The 22,772-nt window shown below is 30.6% G+C and carries 22 protein-coding genes, 2 tRNA genes and 1 other RNA gene; 17 read left to right on the top strand and 8 right to left on the bottom strand.

Annotation, left to right across the window (positions count from 1 at the left end):
• Window positions 1-34 precede the first annotated feature (34 nt).
• Window positions 35-1,234, top strand: a complete 1,200-nt coding sequence (locus ABXT45_RS05625) for a pyridoxal phosphate-dependent aminotransferase (protein WP_415313101.1) — start codon at window positions 35-37, stop codon at window positions 1,232-1,234.
• On the opposite strand, the gene ABXT45_RS05620 is transcribed toward ABXT45_RS05625, so the two are convergent.
• Window positions 1,227-2,996 carry an ABCB family ABC transporter ATP-binding protein/permease gene (locus ABXT45_RS05620; protein WP_415313100.1) on the bottom strand — a complete coding sequence of 590 codons (1,770 nt, stop codon included), beginning with the start codon at window positions 2,994-2,996 and terminating at the stop codon, window positions 1,227-1,229. The genes ABXT45_RS05625 and ABXT45_RS05620 overlap by 8 nt on opposite strands.
• A 104-nt stretch (window positions 2,997-3,100) precedes the next feature.
• Here ABXT45_RS05620 and ABXT45_RS05615 point away from each other — a divergent pair, with 104 nt between their 5' ends.
• Both ABXT45_RS05615 and ABXT45_RS05610 read left to right on the top strand, forming a co-directional pair.
• Window positions 3,101-3,550 (top strand): YtoQ family protein, encoded by a 450-nt coding sequence (locus ABXT45_RS05615; RefSeq protein WP_271579873.1) that lies wholly within the window; start codon window positions 3,101-3,103, stop codon window positions 3,548-3,550.
• On the top strand, window positions 3,550-4,212 hold the full coding sequence (locus ABXT45_RS05610) for an NAD(P)H-binding protein (RefSeq protein ID WP_415313099.1): 663 nt from the start codon (window positions 3,550-3,552) through the stop codon (window positions 4,210-4,212). The genes ABXT45_RS05615 and ABXT45_RS05610 overlap by 1 nt, the downstream gene beginning before the upstream one ends.
• Here ABXT45_RS05610 and ABXT45_RS05605 read toward each other — a convergent pair.
• Window positions 4,198-5,220 (bottom strand): NAD-dependent epimerase/dehydratase family protein, encoded by a 1,023-nt coding sequence (locus ABXT45_RS05605; protein ID WP_271512340.1) that lies wholly within the window; start codon window positions 5,218-5,220, stop codon window positions 4,198-4,200. The two genes, ABXT45_RS05610 and ABXT45_RS05605, sit on opposite strands and share 15 nt — an antisense overlap.
• A gap of 179 nt (window positions 5,221-5,399) precedes the next feature.
• Here ABXT45_RS05605 and ABXT45_RS05600 point away from each other — a divergent pair, with 179 nt between their 5' ends.
• Window positions 5,400-5,669 (top strand): hypothetical protein, encoded by a 270-nt coding sequence (locus ABXT45_RS05600; protein ID WP_271512342.1) that lies wholly within the window; start codon window positions 5,400-5,402, stop codon window positions 5,667-5,669.
• Between the two features lie 14 nt (window positions 5,670-5,683).
• Window positions 5,684-6,022: a winged helix-turn-helix transcriptional regulator gene (locus tag ABXT45_RS05595; protein WP_415313098.1), complete on the top strand. Its 339-nt coding sequence runs from the start codon at window positions 5,684-5,686 to the stop codon at window positions 6,020-6,022.
• Between the two features lie 46 nt (window positions 6,023-6,068).
• Here ABXT45_RS05595 and ABXT45_RS05590 read toward each other — a convergent pair whose 3' ends face one another.
• A complete protein-coding gene (locus ABXT45_RS05590; protein WP_415313097.1) occupies window positions 6,069-6,743 on the bottom strand; it encodes an SDR family NAD(P)-dependent oxidoreductase in 675 nt (224 codons plus the stop codon).
• Window positions 6,744-7,688 (bottom strand): thioredoxin-disulfide reductase, encoded by a 945-nt coding sequence (gene trxB, locus ABXT45_RS05585; RefSeq protein WP_415313096.1) that lies wholly within the window; start codon window positions 7,686-7,688, stop codon window positions 6,744-6,746.
• Between the two features lie 21 nt (window positions 7,689-7,709).
• Here trxB and ABXT45_RS05580 point away from each other — a divergent pair, with 21 nt between their 5' ends.
• The 3 genes from ABXT45_RS05580 (at window position 7,710) to ABXT45_RS05570 (ending at window position 10,545) form a co-directional block, all read left to right on the top strand.
• Window positions 7,710-8,663, top strand: a complete 954-nt coding sequence (locus ABXT45_RS05580; protein WP_415313095.1) for a mitochondrial fission ELM1 family protein — start codon at window positions 7,710-7,712, stop codon at window positions 8,661-8,663.
• A complete protein-coding gene (locus ABXT45_RS05575) occupies window positions 8,650-9,312 on the top strand; it encodes a hypothetical protein (RefSeq protein ID WP_415294751.1) in 663 nt (220 codons plus the stop codon). Before ABXT45_RS05580 ends, ABXT45_RS05575 begins: the two co-directional genes overlap by 14 nt.
• A 177-nt stretch (window positions 9,313-9,489) precedes the next feature.
• Window positions 9,490-10,545, top strand: coding sequence for a D-alanine--D-alanine ligase (locus ABXT45_RS05570; RefSeq protein ID WP_415294750.1), 1,056 nt, complete (start codon window positions 9,490-9,492; stop codon window positions 10,543-10,545).
• Here ABXT45_RS05570 and carB read toward each other — a convergent pair.
• Together carB and carA are read right to left on the bottom strand one after the other, a co-directional pair.
• Window positions 10,542-13,766 carry a carbamoyl-phosphate synthase large subunit gene (carB, locus tag ABXT45_RS05565; protein ID WP_415313094.1) on the bottom strand — a complete coding sequence of 1,075 codons (3,225 nt, stop codon included), beginning with the start codon at window positions 13,764-13,766 and terminating at the stop codon, window positions 10,542-10,544. The two genes, ABXT45_RS05570 and carB, sit on opposite strands and share 4 nt — an antisense overlap.
• On the bottom strand, window positions 13,744-14,940 hold the full coding sequence (carA, locus tag ABXT45_RS05560; protein ID WP_415313093.1) for a glutamine-hydrolyzing carbamoyl-phosphate synthase small subunit: 1,197 nt from the start codon (window positions 14,938-14,940) through the stop codon (window positions 13,744-13,746). The genes carB and carA overlap by 23 nt, the downstream gene beginning before the upstream one ends.
• Window positions 14,941-15,068: 128 nt before the next feature.
• Between carA and ABXT45_RS05555 the strand changes: the two genes are divergently transcribed.
• The 6 genes from ABXT45_RS05555 to ABXT45_RS05530 all read left to right on the top strand — a co-directional run bounded on the left by ABXT45_RS05555 (window position 15,069) and on the right by ABXT45_RS05530 (window position 19,422).
• Complete coding sequence (locus tag ABXT45_RS05555) at window positions 15,069-15,530, top strand: GatB/YqeY domain-containing protein (protein WP_415313092.1); 462 nt, start codon at window positions 15,069-15,071, stop codon at window positions 15,528-15,530.
• Window positions 15,530-16,903, top strand: a complete 1,374-nt coding sequence (gene dnaG, locus ABXT45_RS05550) for a DNA primase (RefSeq protein WP_415313091.1) — start codon at window positions 15,530-15,532, stop codon at window positions 16,901-16,903. The genes ABXT45_RS05555 and dnaG overlap by 1 nt, the downstream gene beginning before the upstream one ends.
• 25 nt (window positions 16,904-16,928) lie before the next feature.
• Window positions 16,929-17,306 (top strand): hypothetical protein, encoded by a 378-nt coding sequence (locus ABXT45_RS05545; RefSeq protein WP_415313090.1) that lies wholly within the window; start codon window positions 16,929-16,931, stop codon window positions 17,304-17,306.
• Window positions 17,307-17,372: 66 nt separating this feature from the next.
• Window positions 17,373-19,196 carry an RNA polymerase sigma factor RpoD gene (gene rpoD, locus ABXT45_RS05540; RefSeq protein WP_415313089.1) on the top strand — a complete coding sequence of 608 codons (1,824 nt, stop codon included), beginning with the start codon at window positions 17,373-17,375 and terminating at the stop codon, window positions 19,194-19,196.
• 8 nt (window positions 19,197-19,204) lie between these two features.
• Window positions 19,205-19,279 (top strand) — tRNA-Val (locus tag ABXT45_RS05535).
• Window positions 19,280-19,345: 66 nt separating this feature from the next.
• Window positions 19,346-19,422: transfer RNA gene (locus ABXT45_RS05530), tRNA-Ile, on the top strand.
• A gap of 22 nt (window positions 19,423-19,444) precedes the next feature.
• Here the strand turns inward: ABXT45_RS05530 and ABXT45_RS05525 are convergent.
• Together ABXT45_RS05525 and ABXT45_RS05520 are read right to left on the bottom strand one after the other, a co-directional pair.
• On the bottom strand, window positions 19,445-20,035 hold the full coding sequence (locus tag ABXT45_RS05525; RefSeq protein WP_415313088.1) for an MlaC/ttg2D family ABC transporter substrate-binding protein: 591 nt from the start codon (window positions 20,033-20,035) through the stop codon (window positions 19,445-19,447).
• A gap of 14 nt (window positions 20,036-20,049) precedes the next feature.
• A complete protein-coding gene (locus tag ABXT45_RS05520; RefSeq protein WP_415313087.1) occupies window positions 20,050-20,835 on the bottom strand; it encodes a VacJ family lipoprotein in 786 nt (261 codons plus the stop codon).
• 69 nt (window positions 20,836-20,904) lie between these two features.
• Here ABXT45_RS05520 and ABXT45_RS05515 point away from each other — a divergent pair, with 69 nt between their 5' ends.
• The 3 genes from ABXT45_RS05515 (at window position 20,905) to mraZ (ending at window position 22,770) form a co-directional block, all read left to right on the top strand.
• Window positions 20,905-21,648, top strand: coding sequence for an N-acetylmuramoyl-L-alanine amidase (locus ABXT45_RS05515; RefSeq protein ID WP_415313086.1), 744 nt, complete (start codon window positions 20,905-20,907; stop codon window positions 21,646-21,648).
• A gap of 42 nt (window positions 21,649-21,690) precedes the next feature.
• Window positions 21,691-22,046, top strand: an RNA gene (gene rnpB / locus ABXT45_RS05510) — RNase P RNA component class A.
• A 256-nt stretch (window positions 22,047-22,302) separates the two neighbouring features.
• Entirely contained in the window at window positions 22,303-22,770 is a 468-nt protein-coding gene (gene mraZ, locus ABXT45_RS05505) for a division/cell wall cluster transcriptional repressor MraZ (RefSeq protein ID WP_415313085.1), read from the top strand.
• The last annotated feature ends 2 nt before the right edge of the window (window positions 22,771-22,772 follow it).

Raw genomic sequence — 22,772 nt, 5'->3', positions numbered from 1 at the left:
ATCTATAAAACTATTAGAATAAAAATATATTTCAATGAGCATTATATCAGACAGTCTAAAAAAGATTAAACCATCGCCAACTATTGCTGTAACTCAAAAGGCAAGAGAGTTAAAAGCTGCTGGAAAAGATGTAATAGGTCTTGGGGCAGGTGAGCCTGACTTTGATACTCCAGATAATATCAAACAAGCGGCTATAAAAGCCATTAATGACGGTGATACTAAATATACAGCCGTTGATGGAACTGCTGCCTTAAAAGATGCCATTGTTAAAAAATTTAAAAGAGAAAACAATTTAGACTACACAACTGATCAAATCACAGTTGGTGCTGGTGGAAAACATGTAATTTATAATGCCATGATGGCAACCTTAAATGAAGGAGATGAGGTTATAGTTCCCGCTCCTTATTGGGTTTCTTATCCTGACATGGTTTTATTAGCTGGTGGAACTCCAATTATTTTAGAGTGTGATGAAAAACAAGGATTTAAAATTAATCCAGCTGAATTAGAAAAATCTATAACACAAAAAACAAAGTGGATAATATTAAATTCACCATCAAATCCAACTGGTGCTTGTTATACTGAAAGTGATATTAAAGAAATTGCAGATGTTTTAACTAAACATCCTCACGTCCATATTTTAAGTGATGATATTTATGAGCACGTAACATACGAAGGTTTTAAATTTTTTACTATTGCACAAATTGATAGCTTGAAAGAAAGAGTTCTTACAATGAACGGTGTAAGTAAAGCTTATTCAATGACTGGCTGGAGAATAGGGTATGCAGCTGGTCCTAAAGAAATTATTAAAGCAATTGCTAAAATACAATCGCAATCAACAACTAATCCATCTTCAATTAGTCAAGCTGCAGCTGTTGAAGCATTAAATGGAACTCAAGATTTTATTAAAGAGAGAGCAACTTCATTTCAAGAGAGAAGAAACTTTGTTGTTAAAGCATTAAATGAAATAGAGGGAATTGAATGTTTAAATCCAGATGGAGCATTTTATGTTTTCCCAAGTTGTAAAGGGTTAATTGGGAAAAAAGATACAAGTGGTAAAGAGCTTAAGACAGATACTGATTTTGTTCAGTCTTTATTAGAGAATAGTGGTGTTGCAGTTGTTCAAGGTTCTGCATTTGGTTTAGAAGGTTTCTTTAGAATATCTTATGCAACTTCTATGGAAAATCTTAAAAAAGCTTTAGAAAAAATATCTTCTTTTTGTAAAAGTCTTAGCTAGGTTTTTGCTTTCCCCACATCTCAAAATATTTACCTTTTTTTAACAATAAACTCTCATGCGTCCCTTGTTCGATAATAGAACCCTGATCAAGAACAATAATATTATCAGCATTTGCAGCTGTAGATAGTCGGTGAGCAATTATTAAAGTTGTTTTACCTTTAGAGACATTTTCTAGATTTTTTTGAATTTCTTTTTCTGTACTAGTATCTAATGCAGATGTCGCTTCATCAAAGAAAAATATTTTAGGATTTTTTAGAATAGTTCTTGCAATAGCAACTCTCTGTTTCTCTCCACCAGATAATTTCAACCCTCTTTCTCCTACAATTGTTTCATAACCATCTGGTAAAATTGTTATAAAATCATGTATATCTGCATTTTGGGCAGCACTAATAACCTCCTCTTTAGTAGCACCAGTATTACCGTAAGCTATATTATAATAAATTGTGTCATTAAATAAGACAGTGTCCTGTGGGACTACACCAATAATTTTTCTTAAAGAGTTTTGAGAAATTTTATTTACATTTGTATTGTTAATAAAAATATTTCCCTCTTTTGGATCATAAAACTTGAATAACAGTCTACTTATTGTTGATTTACCGGCACCAGTTGGTCCTACGATGGCTACTTTTTTTCCATTAGGAACAGTAAATGAAATATTTTTAATGATAGTTCTTCTTATATCGTAATCAAAACTAATGTTTTCAAATCTAATTTCTGCATCGTTACTTTGGGGTATATCCTCAAGATCATCATTTGTTGTTGGAGCAACCTCTAATAAGCTAAACATATTTTCCATATCAGTCAGTGCTTGCCTAATTTCTCTATAAACAGAACCTAACCAATTCAATGGCTGATATAATTGGAGCATGTAGGCATTAATTACAACAAACCCACCAATATTAATTTCTCCACTTTTGATCCCATAAACTGACATCACCAACATAATAGTAATACCCACCATTATGATAAATGTTTGGGCTATGTTTAATAGTGAAAGAGAATGTCTACTTTGATTTGCTGCTAACTCATATTCTTCTAATGATTGATCAAGTCTATTAGCTTCAAAGGCTTCATTGTTAAAATATTTAACTGTCTCAAAGTTCAATAAACTATCAATCATCTTAGTGCTGACATCGTTATCCGCTTGGTTCATTCTTTTTCTAAATACATTTCTCCATTCAGTAATCTTAAAAGTTAAGAAAGAATAAAGGCCAATAGTTACAAGTGTTACAACAGCATACCATGGGCCATATAGATAAAATAAAATCCCAGAAACTAAGAACACTTCAAAGAAAGTAGGAGCAATATTAAACAAAACATATCTTAGAAGAAAATCTATTCCTTTAGTTCCTCTGTCTATATATTTTGCTAGTGCACCTGTTTGTCTATTTAAATGAAATTGTAAAGATAGATTGTGAAGATGTTGGAACATTGTCAAAGATATTTGTCTAATAGAATGCTGGGAAACTTTTGAAAATAAGGCGTCTCTAATTTCAACAAATGTGAAAGCAATTACTCTAGTTACACCATACCCAACTACTAAAGCTATTGGTACCAGCATAAATAAATTAATGCCTGAACTTAATTCTGTCAGAGAGTTTACCGCACTACCCAATACTAAAGGAGTGCTAACACTTGCTATTTTTGCTAAAACTAAAGCAACAACTGCAAAACTAACTCGTATCCTTAAATCTTTCCTTTTTTTAGGCCACAAATAAGGAAGCAACAGTTTAAAAGTCTTAATATATTTACCCTTTTTCACAATCTAGATATAACTGATTAGTAAAAATTTGTTACAAGCAAATTAGACTTTATAATAAATTAAAAAATGATATTTAAACTAAAAAAAGTAATAAGGAGACATAAATGTTAAGTGTATATTTGGCAGGTGAAATTCACAGTAATTGGCGAGAAGAAATTATTCAACTTTGTGAAAAAGAGAAATTAGATGTTAAATTTACCTCTCCTGTAACTGATCATGAGGCCTCTGACAATTGTGGTGTAGAAATTCTAGGAGCAGAAGAAAAAAATTTTTGGAAAGATAGAAAAGGCGCTAATATTAATTCCATTCGAACCAAAAAATCTATTCAAGATTGTGATGTAATTATTGTTAAGTTTGGAGAAAAATTTAAGCAGTGGAATGCAGCATTTGATGCGGGTTATGCCACAGCACTTAATAAATCTATGATTGTTATTCATAACGATGATCATCAACATGCCCTTAAAGAAGTGGATGGCTCTGCTGCTGCTGTTGCTTCAGATCAAAAACAAGCTTTTCGTATATTGAAATATATATTGGAAGGTTCCTTAAAGTAATGAAAACAGCTTTGTTATTTGGTTCATCCGGCTTAGTTGGAGGACATCTTCTTAATCAATTAATTAAAGATACTAATTACTCTAAAATAAAATTATTTGTTCGTTCAGTTCCTGAAATTAGTGATCCAAAAGTAGAGATTATTAAGACTGATTTTAGTAATTTACAAAATCACAAAGAAGACATCAAAGGAGATGATTGTTTCGTTTGTATTGGTACAACAAAAAAAAATTCACCTGATAAAGATGAATATAAAAGAGTTGAACTTGATATTCCTAAAGAAGTTGCAAAAATTGCAAAATCAAATTTGGTTAACTCATTTATTTTTGTCTCTGCATTGTATGCAAACCCCAAGAGTTCAGGAGAATACATAAGATGTAAAGGACTAGTTGAAGAGGAGTTAAAAGAACTTAATTTTCCAAAACTTGGAATAATGAGACCATCTTTTTTATTAGGTAATAGAAAAGAAAAGAGAGTAAGTGAAACAATAGGTATTTTTGTATTTAAGTTTCTTTCTCCATTACTTTTAGGTCCTTTAAAGAAAATGAAACCTATTCATTCCGAGACAGTTGCAAAAACTATGATTAGAGCTGCAAATGAAAACTTAGAAAAAAATATTTTCGAGTCGAATGAAATCGATGAATTAGTTTTAAACCAATCCTAATCTCACAACAGATTTAGCAGTTTCAGATATACAGCCTTTTGCAGGATTAAATTTTAACCCTAATAACTCTTCGGCATAGGTTGTGTCAGTTTGCATTACAATCTCAAGATCTGGAATTAAAGTTTTAGCACTTGAGTCAAACAAACTAATTAATTTAACCATAAAATTTGGTAGTTCTTTTTTGGGAAGTTTTTTTGCATACTCTGGCATTGCTTCAGCCATTATTTGGGATAACTCAATTAGTTTTTTTACTTCTTTTCCAACAATTAATCTTCTACCACCAACCTTGGTATTTCCAATACAAGCAACATGTGCTTTTGCAACATCTTTTACATCCGAAATCAAAATTCCCCATTTAGGTGCTGCTGGAAATTTGCCTTTTAGAAACTGCCTAACATATTCAATTGAAGTTCCTCCTTTTTTATCAAGAGCGTCACCAAATACTCCACCAGGATTAATCATAGTTAATTTATTTTTTAATCCTTTACTCTCCATTAGTTCCCACGCTGCTTTTTCAGCTTTTGTTTTTGATAAAAAGTAATCGTTTACTCCCTCTTTCCAGTTTTCATCTGTCCAATCATTTTCGTTAAATGAATATGGATTACTTCTGTTAGGTTTTCTAAACATGGCTGCAATTGAAGAGGTGACTATAAATTGTTCAACATCAGCATTTAAACCTGCATTTAAAACTCTCAGCGTTCCATCTACAGCGGGGGCTAATAAACTATTTCTATTATTAGAAACTTTAAAAGGAAATGGAGATGCAAGATGCATTATATATTTACAATCTTTAGCAGCCTCAACCCAACCATCATCTTTTAAAAGGTCTAATTCAACAAAAGATAATTTATCTATAGAAGCATGCTGACTTATAGTTTCTTTAGTTTGTTCAATTAAAGTATTGTTCCTAACAGTTCCTAAAACTTCATATCCAGCATTTAATAATTCAATTGCGGTATGTTTTGCTATCCAGCCACTTATTCCAGTTAATAATACTTTATTTGTCATTTTGTTGGTACTTTTAATTAAATTTATGTTTTGGTACATATGAACATAAATAATCTTTTATCAACTAATTATAAGCTTACTAGTCACTTCAAAGTTACTTAAATTATGACTGGTCATTTTTTGTTATTACTTTACTAAAGTGATAAAAAAAATATATATTTGATTAAAAAAGGAGAAATATGAAACTTATATTAAATATGGAAGTAGAAAATTGGGATACATTTAATAAAGTATATATCTTAGGTGATAACTCAAACAGAGAAAATGCTGGTATAAAAAAAATCTTTATCGGACATGAGGAAGATAAACCAACAAAAGTTCATGCTATTTTTGATATACCCCACACAAATGCTATGCGTGAATACATGGATAATCCAGAGGCCAAAAAAATGGCCCAAGAATCTGGAATTAAATTTGAAACTTTATTTGGAGTAACTTGTAAAGATTAACAATAACAAAAAAAATGGAAAAAATTAATCAAAAACAATCATGTCCTTTTTCAAACGTTATGGAATTATTAGGTGGGAAATGGAAGATTTTTATTATCCTGAGAATCTATGAAAATAAGAAAATAAGATTTAATGAGCTTAAAAAAATAGTAACTAATATCAGCTCCCAAGTTTTGGCAAGAAAACTTGATGAAATGAGAAAAGATGGTTTGGTTGTTAAAATTATTAATAGATCTCAAAACGTAGATTATAAATTAAGTGAATTCGGAAATTCAGCTATACCAATAATATCTGCTTTAAAAAAATGGAGCTTAGGTAGGAAAAAAGAAATTTCTAAAATAGTGAATATTTAAGTTAATAATACTTTATTTGTCATTTTGTTGCTCCTTTTAGTTAAATCTAAAATTTCTCAACTGATGTTCTTAATTCAGTTTCCCAAGACCATGCACTTTTATCTTGGTCATGAAACTGAAGATATACTTTTGCAATTTCATCTGGATGTATAGTCTTATATGAACCATAATTTTCTTGGCCAATACCACCATCGATAATAAAGTGTCCAATATGGATATTTTGAGGATGTAATTCTCTTGCTAATGATTGGGCCAAGCCTCTTAATCCAAACTTTCCCATTGCGAAAACAGATGATTTTGGAAAACCCTTTATACTTGCAGTAGCACCAGTAAAAAAAATACTTCCACGTTTTTTTTTAAGCATTCTTATTGCTGCTTGTTGAGCTACTAAAAATCCCCCATAACATGAAATATTAATTGCTTCATGTGCTTTTTTAGGATCAAGATCAATTATGCTTCCCCCAAGACTTTTGGAAGGATTATAGATTACCAAATTAGGAGCACCAATTATTTTGTCAGTTTTATTAAATAAGTTTTTTACACTTTTAATGTTGGTGGCATCACATTTAATTGCATCAGCACCAATTTCTTTTTTTAAATTTTTTAGTTTTTCAATATTTCTTGCTGCTAGAACAACTTTCATTCCCCTTGAAGCGCACAACTGGGCTAACGATGCACTCAATCCACTTCCAGCTCCAACAATTAAAGCTGACTCATTCATTTATGATGATAGATGTTTTTCAGCTTCAAGTGCTGCCATACAGCCCATACCAGCAGCTGTAACTGCTTGTCTGAAAGTCTTGTCTTTAACGTCACCTGCAGCATAAACACCAGGGATATTAGTTTCTGTTAAATCTGGTTTAGTTAATAAATAACCTTCTTTATCCATATCTAATTGACCTTTAAAAAGAGCCGTTGCTGGATCATGACCAATTGCAATGAATAAGCCATCTATTTTCATTTCTTCAATTTTATTAGTTTTTAAATTTTTAACTTTAATCGCTGTAACATTTTTAGGTTCACTATCACCAATAACTTCTTCAACAGCACTATCCCAAATTATTTCAATTTTTTTATTTGCCATTAATTTTTTTTGAAGTAATTTTTCTGCTCTTAAAGTATCTCTTCTATGAATTAATTTTACCTTCGATGCAAATTTTGTAAGAAACATTGCCTCTTCTACTGCTGCATTTCCACCACCAACAACTGCTACAACTTTTTCTTTAAAGAAAAAACCATCACATGTTGCACAAGCTGAAACACCAAAGCCTCTATATGCTTGTTCTGATTCTATATTTAACCATCTTGCCTGAGCACCTGTTGAAATAATTATGCTATCAGCTGTATATTTTTGACCACTATCTCCAATAGCTTCAAAAGGTGTAGATTTTAAATTTACTGATCCGATATGATCTTCAATCATTTCTGTACCAACTGCTTTTGCTTGGTCTCGCATTTGATCCATTAACCATGGACCTTGAATTACATCTGAAAAACCAGGGTAATTTTCCACGTCTGTTGTTGTAGTTAATTGTCCACCTGGTTCAGAGCCGTATACTAAAACAGGGCTTAGCATTGCTCGGGCAGCATACACAGCTGCTGTATAGCCAGCTGGACCTGACCCTATTATTAACACTTTTGTGTGTTTAATTGGATTTTCACTCATGCAGAAGTTATATATGGATAAATGACAAAATTAAAAGGGTTATTATTAACTGAGGGCATGCACGGCATGATTAGCCAAGTTGAAGGATTAGCTAAGGCTTTAGATTTAGATTTTATACACGAGAAGATTGAAATTAATAATTTTTGGAAATTATTTCCACCCAAAGTAACACCTGTGCAAGATTTTGTTTTTAAAAATAAAATTGATAGCCAGTTTGATGTTGTTATTTCTTGTGGAAGAAAAAGTGTAATACCATCAATATATTTAAAGAAAAAATTTAAAAATAAAATCATAAATATTCACATTCAAGAACCTAAAGTGTCATTAGATAATTTTGATTTTGTGGTTGCACCCGAACACGACGGTTTAAAGGGCAATAACGTACTAACAAGTAAAGGAGCGGTTCATTATTTAACTAATGATGAGTTGGACCAGTATGAAAATTATTTAAAATCTAGAATTAATAGTCAAAAGAAAATTGTTACCTTAATATTAGGAGGACCAACTAGATATTATGATTATAATAATCGAGTCATAGATGGTATTTTTTCAAAGATTGAGCAAAATTTCTTAAAAAATAACTATCAAGTAATTATTATTCCCTCAATGAGAACTCCTCAGAATATAATAGAAAAAGCTAAGAATTATTTTGATAAAGATCAAATCATAATACCTAATGTTGATAAAAAAGCTTATCTTTCTTCATTAAAAATTTCAGATCATATTATTGTTACTTGCGATTCTACTTCAATGATTTCAGAAGCTGCAATTACTGGAAAGCCAATTTATGTAGCTCAAATGCCAGCAAGTAAAAATAATCAGAGATTTAAAAGCTTTTTTAATTTATTCGAGTCTTTAAATATAATAAAAGAATTAAATAATTCTATTGAAAATTGGACTTATACAAAACTAAACGAAACTAATAAAATAGCGAACCAAATAAAAGAAAAAATAAAACAACATGACTTTTCTTAATTCAATTTTAAATAACTCCAAGGAACACAATGATCCTTTTAAACATTGGGAGTTAAATAAACCATTATCAAATGATGCTATTAATGAAATCATAAGTGCTGACATACCCGATCTAAATCAACTTGATTTAGAATATGATGGAACAAGAGCTATTGACGGGGGTGCACCAGAATTTAGAGAAGGGATAACAAGTGGTGGTAAAGCAATAAAATTTAGATGTTTTATTACAAAAGAAAATAGCAAGAAGTTTCCAGCATTAACAAAACTAATCAATGAACTTCAATCAAAAGAAACATGCTCCAAGATTTCAAGTCTTATAAATAGAGATCTGTCTAATTCTTATGTAAGAGTAGAAGTAATTTGTGACAGAAAAGGATTTTGGCTTAAGCCACATTGTGATATTAAAGAAAAACTAGTCTCGTGTCTGTTATTTGTTAATGAATTTAATGAATCTGAGACACTAGGTACTGATTTTTATAATGAAAAGTTAGAAAAAGTTAAAACTGTTCCATATAAAAATAACTATGGTTACTTCTTTACTAGTGGGCCAAATACTTGGCACGGGATGGAAAAGAAGGAGATCGTCAAAGAAAGACGTTGTTTACAAGTTAATTACGTCTCTTTTCCTACAGATTGGAAAGTTAAGTAGTATTAAATTTATAGAGACTTGTATCTATCACCACTGATAGGGCGTACACTTAGTTTTTTTAGATACTGCCAAATAATTTTACACTTCATTACTTAGGCAATAATTTTTTAGAAAACAACTTTATTAGAATAGCCCATCATTCATGCTTTTTTGCATGGGTTATGTGTTGGATTTATTATGATTATAAAAGACATAGCTAAACAAGGAATTCCAGAAATAGGTAATATTTTACCTTTAAAAAAAAATAATATTATTCCAATAAAAATTAGTAAGACTATAGAAATAGTCGTAGTCCCTAACTTTGGAGAGGTAAATTCACATCAAGATAATGTCGGAATTATTCTAGAAGAAAAAAATGTTCTAAGGATTTTATCTAAACGATATAAAAATGTTTTAATTACTGAAATTAATTCAGAAGAAGATCTTGAAGCCCTAGTTAAAAGAAAGCCTGATTTAGTATTCTCTGGTGTTAAGTATTTCTTTTTTAATAATAGGAAAATATGGCTAAATGATTATTTAGAGATGTTTGAAATTCCATATATCGCCTCAAGTAAAGCAGCTCTTGATAATGAAAGTGATAAAAATAGAGCAAAAAAAATTATGCAAAAAAATAATATTAGAACTGCAGATTTTTTTATAACAAACCCTGGTGAATACTTAAAAGAATCATCAATACCAATAAAATTTCCCCTTTTTATAAAACCAGTAACTGGTGGAGATAGCAGGGGTGTGGATAAAAATTCAATTGTATTTAATTTTGAAGATTTTACCTCAAAAGTATTAGACATTAAAATAAAGCAAAACTCACCTTCTTTAGTCGAAACATATTTAGCAGGAAAAGAATATAGTGTTGGTATTTTTGAAGATAGTATTGACGGAACTTTAAGAGCTATGCCAATAGAAATTATCGTAAAAGAAAATGTAGACGGTCATTGCATTCTTGATTTTGATGTTAAAAAAAATGACGAAGAGAGCGTAATTCTTGTTTCAGATGTTGCGGTCTTTGACAAACTTTCTAAATTAGCAAAAGATTCGTTCAAAGCTTTAGGTGGAAAATCTTTAGGTAGAATAGATATTAAAATGGACCATTTAGGCTCTCCTCATTTTATAGAAGCAAATTTAATGCCAGGTCTTCGAAAAGGCTATTTCTATAGATCATGCGTACTAAACCTTGATATGAGTTACGAAGATATGATTTTTAGTATTGCAAATACTGGCTTGTCTTCACATTAAATATCTTGAAGCGCTGTAACAGTAATCTCTTTTGTTTTTAAAGATCTAATCCCCATCAAGCAAGCTTGAGCAGTAGACATGTTTGTACAATAAGGAACTTTGTTACCTAGTGTTGCCCTTCTTAAAGCCATTGCATCATGAAGACGGTGCTCACTATTTCCACCACCCGTATTAATAACTAAAGCAATTTTTTTAGAATTTAGTACATCAACAATGTGAGGTGATCCTCCACTAACCTTGTTTATTGTTTTGCACTTTATTCCATGTTTACGAATGTAGTCGGCAGTCCCACCCGTAGCACATAAAGTAAAATTTAATTTTATTAATTGTTTTGCTAAATCTACACCTTCATCTTTATGACCATCTTTGAGAGAGATAAATGCTAAACCTTTTGTCGGTAATGAGTTTGAAGCAGCAATTTGGCTTTTTGCATAAGCCATACCAAAATCCTTGTCAAATCCCATTACTTCACCTGTTGATTTCATCTCAGGCCCCAACAATAGGTCGCTATTTGGGAATTTATTGAAAGGAAATACTGCTTCTTTAACTGCAAATAAGTTTTTATTTTTACCTCTTAAGTTAAATTTAGATAACTTTTCACCAGTCATTACACGTGATGCAATTTTAGCAAGAGGCAATCCTTTGGCTTTAGATACAAAAGGAACTGTTCTGCTTGCTCTTGGATTTACTTCTATTACATAAATTTCATCATTTTTAATGGCAAATTGAATATTCATAAAACCTTTAACATTTAAAGCTAAAGCTAATTTTTTTGTTTGAACCTCTATTTCTGTTATCAACTTTGGTTTAATAGATATAGGAGGCAAAGAACATGCAGAATCCCCTGAGTGAATACCTGCTTCTTCAATGTGCTGCATGATACCTGCAACAAATACTTCTTTGCCATCAGATATTGCATCAACATCTACTTCCATAGCGTGACTAATAAACTTATCTATTAATATTGGATTATCTTCTGCAGCTTTAAATGCCTCTTCTACAAAGTTTTTTAATTGGCTTTTCTCATGAACAATTTCCATCGCTCTTCCGCCTAACACATAAGAAGGTCTCACCATTAATGGCAGACCAATTTTTTCAGCAATTTGAATGGCTTGCTTGTAAGTTTTAGCAATACCACTTTCAGCTTGTTTTAATTTTAATCTATCAAGTAATTTTCTAAATCTATCTCTGTCTTCAGCAAGATCTATTGAGGTGTACTGCGTTCCAAGAATTGGAAGTTTGTTATCATGTAAAAACTTTGCAAGTCTTATAGGAGTTTGTCCACCAAACTGAGCAATGATCCCTACAAGGTTTCCTTTTTGCTGTTCTTTTTTAATAATATTATAAACATACTCTTCTTTAAGAGGTTCAAAATAAAGCCTATCACTTGTGTCGTAGTCTGTTGAAACTGTTTCAGGATTACAGTTAATCATTATAGTTTCAAAACCACTATCTTTAAGAGCATAACTTGCTTGGCAACAACAGTAATCAAACTCAATACCTTGGCCTATACGGTTTGGTCCACCACCTAAAATTATGATTTTTTTTTTTGAAGAAGGTTCTGCTTCACACTCTGAATTCAAAGCATAATTTCTTTGATATGTTGAGTACATATAAGGTGTGAAAGATTTAAATTCAGCAGCACAGGTGTCTACTTTTTTGTAAACTGGTAATACTTTTAAAGCAGTTCTTTTTTTTCTAACAAGGTCTTCAGGAATTTTAGTGATTTCAGATAGTTTTTTATCAGAAAAACCTATTGATTTAATTCTATTAAATTCATTATAATCTTTAGGAAGACCTCTTTTTTGTATTTTATTTTCTTCATCAACAATTTCTTTTATTTGCTCTAAAAACCAAGGGTCTATCTTACAAAGTTGGTGAATTCTTTTAAGGCTTATTTTTTTTCTAAACGCTTCAGCAGCTAATAATATTCTATTTGGAATATTCTTTTTTAATTCTTTTTCTATTTCTTTTTTGCTAAGTGGAAAAATTCGATCTAAGCCTGAAAAGCCAATTTCAAGAGAAACCAATGCTTTTTGAAGAGATTCTTTAAAGTTTCTACCAATTGCCATTGCTTCACCAACTGATTTCATTGAAGTTCCAAGAATTGCCTCAGAAGTAGAGAATTTTTCAAAGGTAAACCTTGGTATTTTAGTTACCACATAATCAATACTAGGCTCAAAAGAAGCAGGTGTTGTTTTGGTAATTTCATTTTTTAATTCATCAAGCGTGTAGCCAACAGCTAGTTTTGCTGCAACTTTTGCAATTGGAAACCCTGTTGCTTTAGAGGCAAGGGCAGATGAACGTGATACTCTTGGGTTCATTTCAATGATAACCATTCTGCCATCTTTAGGATTGATTGCAAATTGAACATTTGATCCACCCGTTTCTACTCCAATTTTTCTAAGACAAGCAATAGATGCATTTCTCATAACTTGGTATTCTTTATCCGTAAGTGTTAGAGCGGGTGCTACAGTAATTGAGTCTCCCGTATGAATTCCCATTGGGTCAATGTTTTCAATAGAACAAATAATAATACAGTTATCTTTTTTATCTCTAACAACTTCCATTTCAAATTCTTTCCAACCCTCAAGGCATTCTTCAATTAAAATTTGGTTAACAGGGGATTCGTGTAAACCATCTTTAACTATTTTTAGATATTCTTTTTCAGATTTGGCAATTCCCCCACCTAAACCACCCAAAGTAAATGCAGGTCTAATGATTGCAGGTAATCCAATTTGTTTTAATGCTTTTGCCGCATCTCTAATATGATTTACCACTTTAGATTTTGGTAAGTCCAAACCAATATCTAACATATTTTTTCTGAATTTTTTTCTGTCCTCTGCATTAGAGATTGCCTTAGAATTTGCACCAATTAGCTCAATCTTATATTTTTTAAGAATTCCTTTCTTCTCTGCTTCCATTGCTAAATTCAAAGCAGTTTGGCCACCCATTGTTGGTAAAATTGCATCTGGTTTCTCTTTTTTTAAAATTTTTTCTAATACCTCTAAAGTTATTGGTTCAATATAAGTTTTATCCGCAACACCAGGGTCTGTCATGATAGTTGCTGGATTAGAGTTAATCAAAACAACTTTATAGCCTTCATCTTTAAGAGCTTTACAGGCTTGTGTCCCTGAGTAGTCAAACTCACAGGCTTGACCAATGATAATGGGCCCAGCACCAACAACTAATATAGTTTTAAGATCTTTTCTTTTTGGCATTTTTTTTTATGTTGTTAATAAATTCTTCAAATAAGTAAACACTATCTTGCGGTCCAGGATTTGATTCAGGGTGATACTGAACAGAAAAAACGGGTTTATTTTTTAATCTAATTCCTTCAATGCAATTATCAAATAAAGATTTATGAGTTACTTCAATATTTTTTGGTAATGTTGCTCTCACAATTTCAAAGCCATGATTTTGACTGGTAATTTCAACATTGTCTTTAATTAAGTTTTTAACTGGATGGTTAGCACCTCTATGACCTAGTTTCATTTTTTTAGTTTTTGCACCAAGTGCCAAGGCTAGAATTTGATGACCAAGACAAATACCAAAAATAGGCAAATTATTTTTGATCAATTCTTTATTGATTTCAATTGCATATTTTCCAGTTGCTGCAGGGTCACCAGGACCATTGGATAAAAAGATCCCATCTGGCTTTAATTTAAGGATGTCTTTTGCACTCATTTTGCACGAAACCACTGTTACTTTACAATTAAGATCTGAAAAATATCTTAGGATATTTTTCTTAATTCCATAATCAATTGCAACAACGTGTAATGAGTTTTTTTTATTTTTTAAGTAACCAGCTTCTTTTTTCCAAGTTTTTAAACCTGACCAAATATAATTTTTTTTAGTAGTCACTTGTTCTGCTAAATCTAAATTATTTAACCCACTCCATTTTGTTGTAATATTTGTTAATTTATTAATATTGAAATTGCCTTTATTAGAAAAAGAAATAGTTCCTTTAGGTGCTCCATTATCTCTAATATAATTGGTTAAACCTCTTGTATCCAAACCAGTGATTCCAACAATTTTATTTTTTTTTAACCACATGTCTAAATTAACTAAAGATCTATAATTAGAAGGACTTGTTATTTCAGAGTTAAAAATTACACCTTTGGTCCAAACTTTATCAGACTCTAAATCTTCTTTATTAGTTCCAACGTTACCAATGTGTGGAAAAGTAAAATTGATAATTTGCCCAGCATAAGAGGGATCTGAAATAATTTCTTGATACCCGGTTAGAGAAGTATTGAAACACACTTCACCTGTGGCAGTTCCTTGATAGCCAATACCAACCCCTTTAAAGATAGTTTTATTTTCAAGAACTAAAATGCCTGTGTGAATCTGTGAGATTTTGTTAAAGCTAATTTTTTTTGCTTTTTTGATCAATTACAACTCATGAGTTAAAGGTTAATACAATAAAACCTTAATTATCGCAACAGAGATGTATTATAAAATTATAAAAAAACAATTTTTCTTTTGAAGAATTTTCACTTTGCAGTAGATTAAAAAATATTATGACATTGAAAGAAAAAATTGAAACTAACTATAAAAATTCTCTAAAATCAAAAAATAAGGTTGAAATCTCAACCTACAGGTTAATTTTATCTGGAATAAAAGATATTGATATTATCAATAGATCTGGCTCTGACATAAAAGTAACAGACGATGAGGATATTAAAAAACTTTTAAAGAAAATGATCAAGCAAAGAACCGAATCAATAGATATCTATAAAAAAAATGACAGGATGGATTTGCTAGAAGTTGAGCAAAATGAATTTGATCTTTTATCTAGTTTTTTACCACAGCAGTTAAACGATGAGAAAACTAAAAAGATATGCGTTGATACAATAAGTAAATTGGGTGCTGCATCAATTAAAGACATGGGTAAAGTGATGGGTGAATTGAAAAAAAGATACCCTGACAACCTAGACTTTGCTAAAGCCGGACCCTTACTCAAAGAACTATTGAATAAATAATGAAATACCCAAAAGAGCATTTAGACGAAATTAAAACTCGTTTAAAGGTTTCGACAGTTGTATCAAAGTCTGTCAGTCTAAAAAAAAGAGGCAAAGAATTTGTAGGTTTATCACCTTTTAAAACTGAAAAAACACCTTCGTTTACAGTTAATGATGAAAAAGAATTTTATCATTGTTTTGCAACATCAGAACATGGGAATATTTTTGATTTTGTAATGAAAACTCAAAATTTGAAATTTGGAGAAGCGGTAAAGTCATTAGCAAATCTTGCAGGTATGAGACCTTATACATTCTCAAAACAAGATGAAGAGCGTGAAAAAAATTGGCAAGAGTATTGCTCAATCTATAATCAATATGTTCAATTTTATCATGATGAAATTTTAAAAAATGAAAGTTTAACTATTGCGAGAGATTATTTAAAGAAAAGGAACCTTAGTAAGAATGAAGTAAAAAATTTTAAGATTGGATTTGTTGAAAGAAACTCTAATTTTTATGAAAAATTAAAAGATGAATTTAGTGAGAAAGTTTTAGTTGAAAGTGGTCTTTTTTATTTAGATGAAAAAAAGAATAAATATGTTGAAAGATTTCGAGATAGAATAATATTTCCGATTAATAATATTTCAGGCCAACCTATTGGATTGGGAGGAAGAACTATCCAAGAAAATAGTTATTCAGCAAAATATATCAATTCTCCTGAAACACCTTTTTTTAAAAAAGGTTCTAATTTATATAATCTGGACTTAGCTAGAAGATTATCAAATAAAATAGACCACGTATATTTAGTTGAAGGATATATGGATGTTGTTGGTTTAAGTAAAAATGGAATTGAAAATGTTGTAGCAAATCTTGGAACCTCTTTGACAGATAGACAAATTTTAATACTCAACCAATTCTTTGAAGATATAATTATCTGTTTTGATGGTGATGAGAGTGGATACAAAGCGGCGCTTAGAGCAGCAGAAAATTCAATTAAAGAACTACAACCAGAAAAACAAATTTCGTTTCTTTTTTTGCCAGATGGAGAAGACCCTGATAGTTATGCAAACAAAAATGGCAAAGCAAATTTTATAGATTTTACTAAACAAGCAAAAATCTCAATTCATCAATTTATATTTAACCATTATAAACAGCAAACTGACAACAATCCTTCATCAATGGCTATTTTTGAAAAAAAATTAAGAGCTATTGCTGCAACTATAAAAGATGATTTTATAAAAAAATATGTATTAGAGTTTTTCTTGGAAAAAATTTCATCTTTAACTCCACATAGTAATGTAGGAAAAAAACAATTTTATACCAAAAAAATTAAATCATTACAGTCTACTCAAAGACACTTTAACGAAAGTAAATTATTGAGTGGTGTAGAAGCTTAAAGAGTTTTCATTGCTTTATTTGATAATGAATAATTTAGATTTATTTCAAGAAAATATTCACATGATTGAAAATATAAAGCTATTTAGTGAAGAAAATAAATTAATTCACGAAACTTTGATAACTAAACTAAAGAGTGGAGAAAAACTTACCTTAGATCAAATTCCTATCGATCCTCAATTAACTGAAAAGATCTTTAAATTTGCTTCGATAAAGCATATTCTGAATAACCATCAAAATGATCAGAATAAAATGTTTGAACTGCTAGAGGAAGTCTCTAGAGACCTTAAAAACTACGATTTAGAGTTTAGGATTGAAGAGCTTGAATCGAAGTTTTCTAAAGATTTAAGCGAAAGTACATTCAATGAAATAAGAGAGCTAAAAAAACAAAAAAACATCAATTAAATCCCTTAAAAAATACGTGGATTTTTCTCAAATTGGGCTTATATAAGTCATTTCAAATATACTATTGTGGAAAGAATAATTACAAAATCATTTGCTAGACTTATGGGTCGTGGGACTCATAGAGGATTTATCACTTTTGATGAGTTAAATAAATCATTAGGTAAAAGAAATCTTTCAGACGACAATTTAGAACAAGCCTTCATGCACATTCTTGATGAGAATGTAGCACTAGTGGAAAAAAAATCTGATTTTAAAGTTTTAAGAAAAAAAGAAAATTCATCTAAAGAAGAGGGTAAGACAATTGAGAAAAGTGATGACCCTATAAGAATGTATTTAAGAGAAATGGGTGGAGTAGAGCTTTTATCTCGTGAAGGTGAAATTGCAATTGCAAAAAGAATAGAAGCTGGGAAAGATGTAATGCTTATCGCATTAGCACAAAGCCCAATTACCGCACAACAATTTGTAGAGTGGGATGAAAAACTTCAAAGTGATGAAATTTTAGTTAGAGAAATTATCGATATTGACACTAACTACATGGAAGATGAAAATACAGGCCCAAGTGCAAAACAAAGAAATTCTGGTGAAACTGATAAAAATGATGAAAATAATGGAGACGATGATGAGTTTAATCCAACGCTTGCAGCAATGGAAACTGAAATCAAACCAAAAGTTTTAAAAACTGTAAATACTTTAACAAAAGAATATGCAAAATTAATCAAGTATCAAAAAGAAAAACTTGATGGTATTTTAAACGCAGTAAGCTTCTCAACTGCTAAAGAAAAAGGACATGATAAAATTGTAAGTGATATTTTAGAAAATATTAAATCATTACAATTGTCACCATCTGTAACAGAGGAATTGGTTCAAAAGCACTATGTAGAAAATAAAAAAATTGTTTCACTAGAAGGAAATCTTTTAAGATTAGCAATGGACCAAAAAATTCCAAGAAATGAATTTATTAAGTTTTATATTGGCAATGAAATTAATCCAAATCTTAAAAAGTTCCTTGATACTAACCCCATGTGGAAGCAGTTTTTTTCTAAAAATAAAGATGAATTTAAAAACATAAGAGAGAGATTAATTGAGATTAGTCATAAACTTGGAATTTCAGTCACTGATTATAAAAAAATAGTTAGCCGAGTTCAAAAAGGTGAAAAAGAATCTAGAATTGCAAAAAAAGAAATGGTTGAAGCAAACTTAAGATTAGTAATTTCAATTGCAAAAAAATATACAAACAGAGGACTTCAATTTTTAGACCTTATTCAAGAAGGAAACATTGGTCTTATGAAAGCTGTAGATAAATTTGAATACAGAAGAGGTTATAAGTTTTCAACATATGCTACTTGGTGGATCAGACAAGCAATAACCAGATCTATTGCTGACCAAGCTCGTACAATAAGAATTCCAGTTCACATGATTGAAACTATTAATAAAATTGTGAGAACTCAAAGATTAATTTTAAGTGAGTTTGGTAGAGAGGCCACACCTGAAGAACTAGCACAAAAATTAAGGATGCCTTTAGATAAAGTTAGAAAAGTTTTAAAAATATCAAAAGAACCCGTGTCCCTTGAAAAACCAGTGGGTGATGAAGAGGATAGTAGTTTGGGTGATTTTATTGAAGATACAAAAGCATTAGCACCTTTAGAGCAGGCTATTAAGTCAAATCTAAGTGAAGCTACGACTAAGATTTTATCAACTTTAACACCAAGAGAAGAAAGAGTTCTTAGAATGAGATTTGGTGTTGGAATGAATACAGACCATACTCTTGAAGAAGTAGGTCTTCAGTTTTCTGTAACAAGAGAGCGTATTAGACAGATAGAAGCTAAAGCTTTAAGAAAATTAAAACACCCAAGCAGATCCAAACAGTTAAAAAGCTTTTTAGAAAGTTAAAATTCAAAGGGACTGTAGCTCAATAGTAGAGTACTGCATTGACATTGCAGGGGTAGTTGGAGCGTAACCAACCAGTCCCACCATTTTCATTATCTTTTACCTATGCTAGACATCGGTTACATTATAATATAATTAAAGTTTAATTTTTAGGGCCTGTAGCTCAGTTGGTTAGAGCAGTACACTCATAATGTATTGGTCCCAGGTTCGAGTCCTGGTGGGCCCACCAAAAATTATTTGCTACTTAGTGATTATTTAACAAACTCTTTTAAAGTTGAAAAAAGAGCGTTAATATCTCCATCATTACTTTGAATTATAGATGAGAATTCTTCTTTTTGAGTTCTTGCAAGGCTTAATCCTTCAATAATTAAATCTCTAATTAAAGGATTTTCTGAATTTTTAGTATAAACTCTCCAATCAATTTTAACCTTTGGTCTTTGTTCAGTTGAAACCAAGATGCTAGTTACCATTGTATAATTTTCATTTAATTTTTTTTTAGATACTACTTCTATTTCTGGATTTGAATACTCAGCCAATCTACTTGTGAAGCTTTTTAAAAAGTATTGCTTAAAAAGTGTCTCATATTGTTTTATTTGATCATCACTAATACTTTTTCTATAAGCACCCAAAGTGTAAAAACCAATTCCTTTTATATCAACGGTTTCACTTGCGATCTCTTTAAGTTTTTCTATCTTTTCTTCTTTTGAGAATTTATCATTCAAAGCTTCTGATGCTCTATTAACAGTAGATTGAACAAAAATATCCGCTTCAATTGAGTGGACTTTACTAACACTTGAAAGGATAATTGATAAAAAAGTTAAGAAAGTTAAAAATTTTTTCATATCCCTAAGATATCTTATTGAGATTCTACTTCTTCCCAATCTCCATCATAAATAATTTCAAGAGCACCATTTCTATTTGAAATTTTTTGTTGTCTATCTTGAAGATATAAACTTTTAACTGATGCATAAAAATCCATAGAATTTTTTTCTAAATTTTCAAATGAATCTATATTCTTTGCCCTAAAATCTATTCCTGTTAAAACTTTTGTGGCTGCGTATTCAGATGTACTTAAAAATTCATTATTACCATTAATAGAAGCATTGTACCAAGGGTCTCCACCTAATACATTTATAAATGAACCTGCTGTATCCCTAACAGTTGAAGGCCCTAAGATTGGCAATACTAAATAACAACCTGCACCAACACCCATAGTTCCAAGTGTTTGTCCATAATCTTCTTTTTCGTATTCTGTAAAACCCATTTTTTGAGCCACATTAAATATTCCAAAAACTCCGATCGTTGTATTAACAATAAATCTTGCTGTATTAACACCAGCTTTTTTAAGCTCTCCTTGAAGAACATTATTTGGTATGGTTACAAGAGAAGAAAGATTGTCCAGAGCATTACCCGTTCCAGCTCTAACTGGCGATGGTAGAACCCTGTAAGCTTTTGCAATTGGTTCAATAATAGCACCATCTAAAACTTGGTTAAATTTAAATGTCGCTCGATTTATATTTTCAAAACAATCTTTGACACTGTTAGGATTTTTTTTAGATAAGTTATTTTCGTCATCTGTTCCAGCGCTTACACTAAATGTAAGCATTAAGCTTATTAAGGATACTGTTAAAAATTTTTTCATTATTAAAAGATTATATATTGTATATAGTGAAAAAGTAAATCGAGAATTAGCTCTAAATATGACGCAAAAATGGCTTTAAAAACAGTATTAAACTATTCTCCAAATTTTAACTCTAAAAAAAGAATCACAAAGCAAATCAAATTTATTATTTTTCATTATACGGGGATGATAAAAGAATCTGACGCTATAAATAGACTTACAGATATACAATCTGAGGTTAGCTGCCATTACTTAATTAAAAATAATGGAAATATACTCACCTTAGTACCTGATTTATACGTAGCTTGGCACGCAGGAGAATCTTCTTGGAAAAATTATAAGTCTTTAAACCAAAATTCTATTGGCATTGAAATTACAAACCCAGGACATGAGCACAGTTATAAAAAATTTTCTAAAAAACAAATTTCTTCTCTTTTAAAATTAAGTAAGTTTTTAATAAAAAAATATAAAATTAGTTCTCGGAATATTTTGGGACACTCGGATGTGGCGCCACAAAGAAAAAAAGATCCAGGAGAAAAATTTCCATGGGAATATTTATCTAAAAAAAAAGTTGGCTTATGGCATGCGTTAAAGAGACAAGAATTAATTAAAAACAGGAAAATTAAAATTAGTAAGATAGAGGAAAGTTTTTTTTTCAATAATTTATTTAAGATTGGATATTCAAAAAAATATACAAAAGATATCAGTAAAGATAAATATTTAATAGAATTGGCAAAAACTTTTCAAAGAAGGTTTAGGCAAGAGTTAGTTAACGGTAAAATTGACCAAGAATGCTTACTAATCAGTAAAAGTCTCAATAAAGTATATAATTAAATTTTTCTTGAAGTTCTATAGTTTAGTAATAAATTATATCTGCTAGATGAACGACTTATCGCTTTAATTTTTTTAAAGAGGAAAGTCCGGGCTCCGCAAAGACACAGTGCCAGATAATACCTGGCGGGGGAAACCCTAGGGATAGTGCCACAGAAAATATACCGCCATAACATGGCAAGGGTGAAAAGGTGTGGTAAGAGCGCACCGGTTCTATTGGTAACAATGAACGCTGGAAAACCCCACTGGGAGCAAGACTAAGTAGAGATGACATTGTTGCAAAACTAAAAGCCGTCTTTGGCTAGTCATCAGGGTTAGTTGCTTGAGCTTAAGAGTGATCTTAAGCCTAGAGAAATGATAGGTTTAAATGACAGAACCCGGCTTATAGTTTGTCTAGCAAACTTATCCACAAGAAGCATTTGCTAAATATATTAATGTTCACCTTTTGACTCATAATTGAATCATTTTTGTTCTTATTTTTAATCGTAGGATTGTATTGAGTTAAAAATAAAAATTGATTTTAGACTTAATGTAGATACATAAAAATTGTACACAATTATCAACAAATAGAACTAAAACGAACATATTGACTCTATGATTAAAAACCCATATTATCCCATATATTCCCAAATAAGGAATTTATGAAATATAAAAAATATGTTTTTATCTACTTACGAGAACAAAATAGACAAAAAAGGAAGGGTGTCTGTGCCTGCTAGTTTTAGGTCTCACCTTTCTAACTTAGGGTATAATGGTGTTATCTGTTATCCCTCATTTAATAATCAGTCTATAGAAGCCTGCTCACAAGATAGAATTGAAAAACTTTCTACAAGCATAGACTTATTAAGTCCATTTGAAGAAAAAAGAGATTATTTTGCAACGTCAATTTTATCTGAAAGTATGAATTTACAATTTGATAGTGAAGGTAGAATTTCATTATCAACAAAATTATTAAAACATGCAAAAATAAAAAACAGTATGTTATTTGTTGGTCAGGGCCAAACTTTCCAAATATGGGAACCAGCAGCATTTGAAAAATTTAAGATCAACGCAAGAAAAAAAGCAAATCTAAACCGTGCAAGTCTTAAATGGGAAAAACATTTTAATAACAATGAGGGGAAATAAAA

This window comes from Candidatus Pelagibacter sp. Uisw_106 (genome assembly GCF_047724975.1).
Lineage (GTDB): Bacteria > Pseudomonadota > Alphaproteobacteria > Pelagibacterales > Pelagibacteraceae > Pelagibacter.
Note: the sequence above shows the minus strand (reverse complement) of the source record. Positions and strands in the feature narration are given on the sequence as shown.

Coding starts and splice junctions, on each gene's coding strand:
- ABXT45_RS05525 (WP_415313088.1), bottom strand. CDS start 20,035: ATGAAAAAATTTTTAACTTTCTTAACTTTTTTATCAATTATCCTTTCA.
- ABXT45_RS05610 (WP_415313099.1), top strand. CDS start 3,550: ATGAAAACAGCTTTGTTATTTGGTTCATCCGGCTTAGTTGGAGGACAT.
- ABXT45_RS05575 (WP_415294751.1), top strand. CDS start 8,650: ATGACTTTTCTTAATTCAATTTTAAATAACTCCAAGGAACACAATGAT.
- ABXT45_RS05545 (WP_415313090.1), top strand. CDS start 16,929: ATGAATAATTTAGATTTATTTCAAGAAAATATTCACATGATTGAAAAT.
- ABXT45_RS05580 (WP_415313095.1), top strand. CDS start 7,710: ATGACAAAATTAAAAGGGTTATTATTAACTGAGGGCATGCACGGCATG.
- ABXT45_RS05570 (WP_415294750.1), top strand. CDS start 9,490: ATGATTATAAAAGACATAGCTAAACAAGGAATTCCAGAAATAGGTAAT.
- dnaG (WP_415313091.1), top strand. CDS start 15,530: ATGAAATACCCAAAAGAGCATTTAGACGAAATTAAAACTCGTTTAAAG.
- ABXT45_RS05605 (WP_271512340.1), bottom strand. CDS start 5,220: ATGACAAATAAAGTATTATTAACTGGAATAAGTGGCTGGATAGCAAAA.
- ABXT45_RS05595 (WP_415313098.1), top strand. CDS start 5,684: ATGGAAAAAATTAATCAAAAACAATCATGTCCTTTTTCAAACGTTATG.
- ABXT45_RS05515 (WP_415313086.1), top strand. CDS start 20,905: ATGGCTTTAAAAACAGTATTAAACTATTCTCCAAATTTTAACTCTAAA.
- trxB (WP_415313096.1), bottom strand. CDS start 7,688: ATGAGTGAAAATCCAATTAAACACACAAAAGTGTTAATAATAGGGTCA.
- ABXT45_RS05520 (WP_415313087.1), bottom strand. CDS start 20,835: ATGAAAAAATTTTTAACAGTATCCTTAATAAGCTTAATGCTTACATTT.
- ABXT45_RS05555 (WP_415313092.1), top strand. CDS start 15,069: ATGACATTGAAAGAAAAAATTGAAACTAACTATAAAAATTCTCTAAAA.
- ABXT45_RS05590 (WP_415313097.1), bottom strand. CDS start 6,743: ATGAATGAGTCAGCTTTAATTGTTGGAGCTGGAAGTGGATTGAGTGCA.
- mraZ (WP_415313085.1), top strand. CDS start 22,303: ATGTTTTTATCTACTTACGAGAACAAAATAGACAAAAAAGGAAGGGTG.
- carB (WP_415313094.1), bottom strand. CDS start 13,766: ATGCCAAAAAGAAAAGATCTTAAAACTATATTAGTTGTTGGTGCTGGG.
- ABXT45_RS05625 (WP_415313101.1), top strand. CDS start 35: ATGAGCATTATATCAGACAGTCTAAAAAAGATTAAACCATCGCCAACT.
- ABXT45_RS05615 (WP_271579873.1), top strand. CDS start 3,101: ATGTTAAGTGTATATTTGGCAGGTGAAATTCACAGTAATTGGCGAGAA.
- ABXT45_RS05600 (WP_271512342.1), top strand. CDS start 5,400: ATGAAACTTATATTAAATATGGAAGTAGAAAATTGGGATACATTTAAT.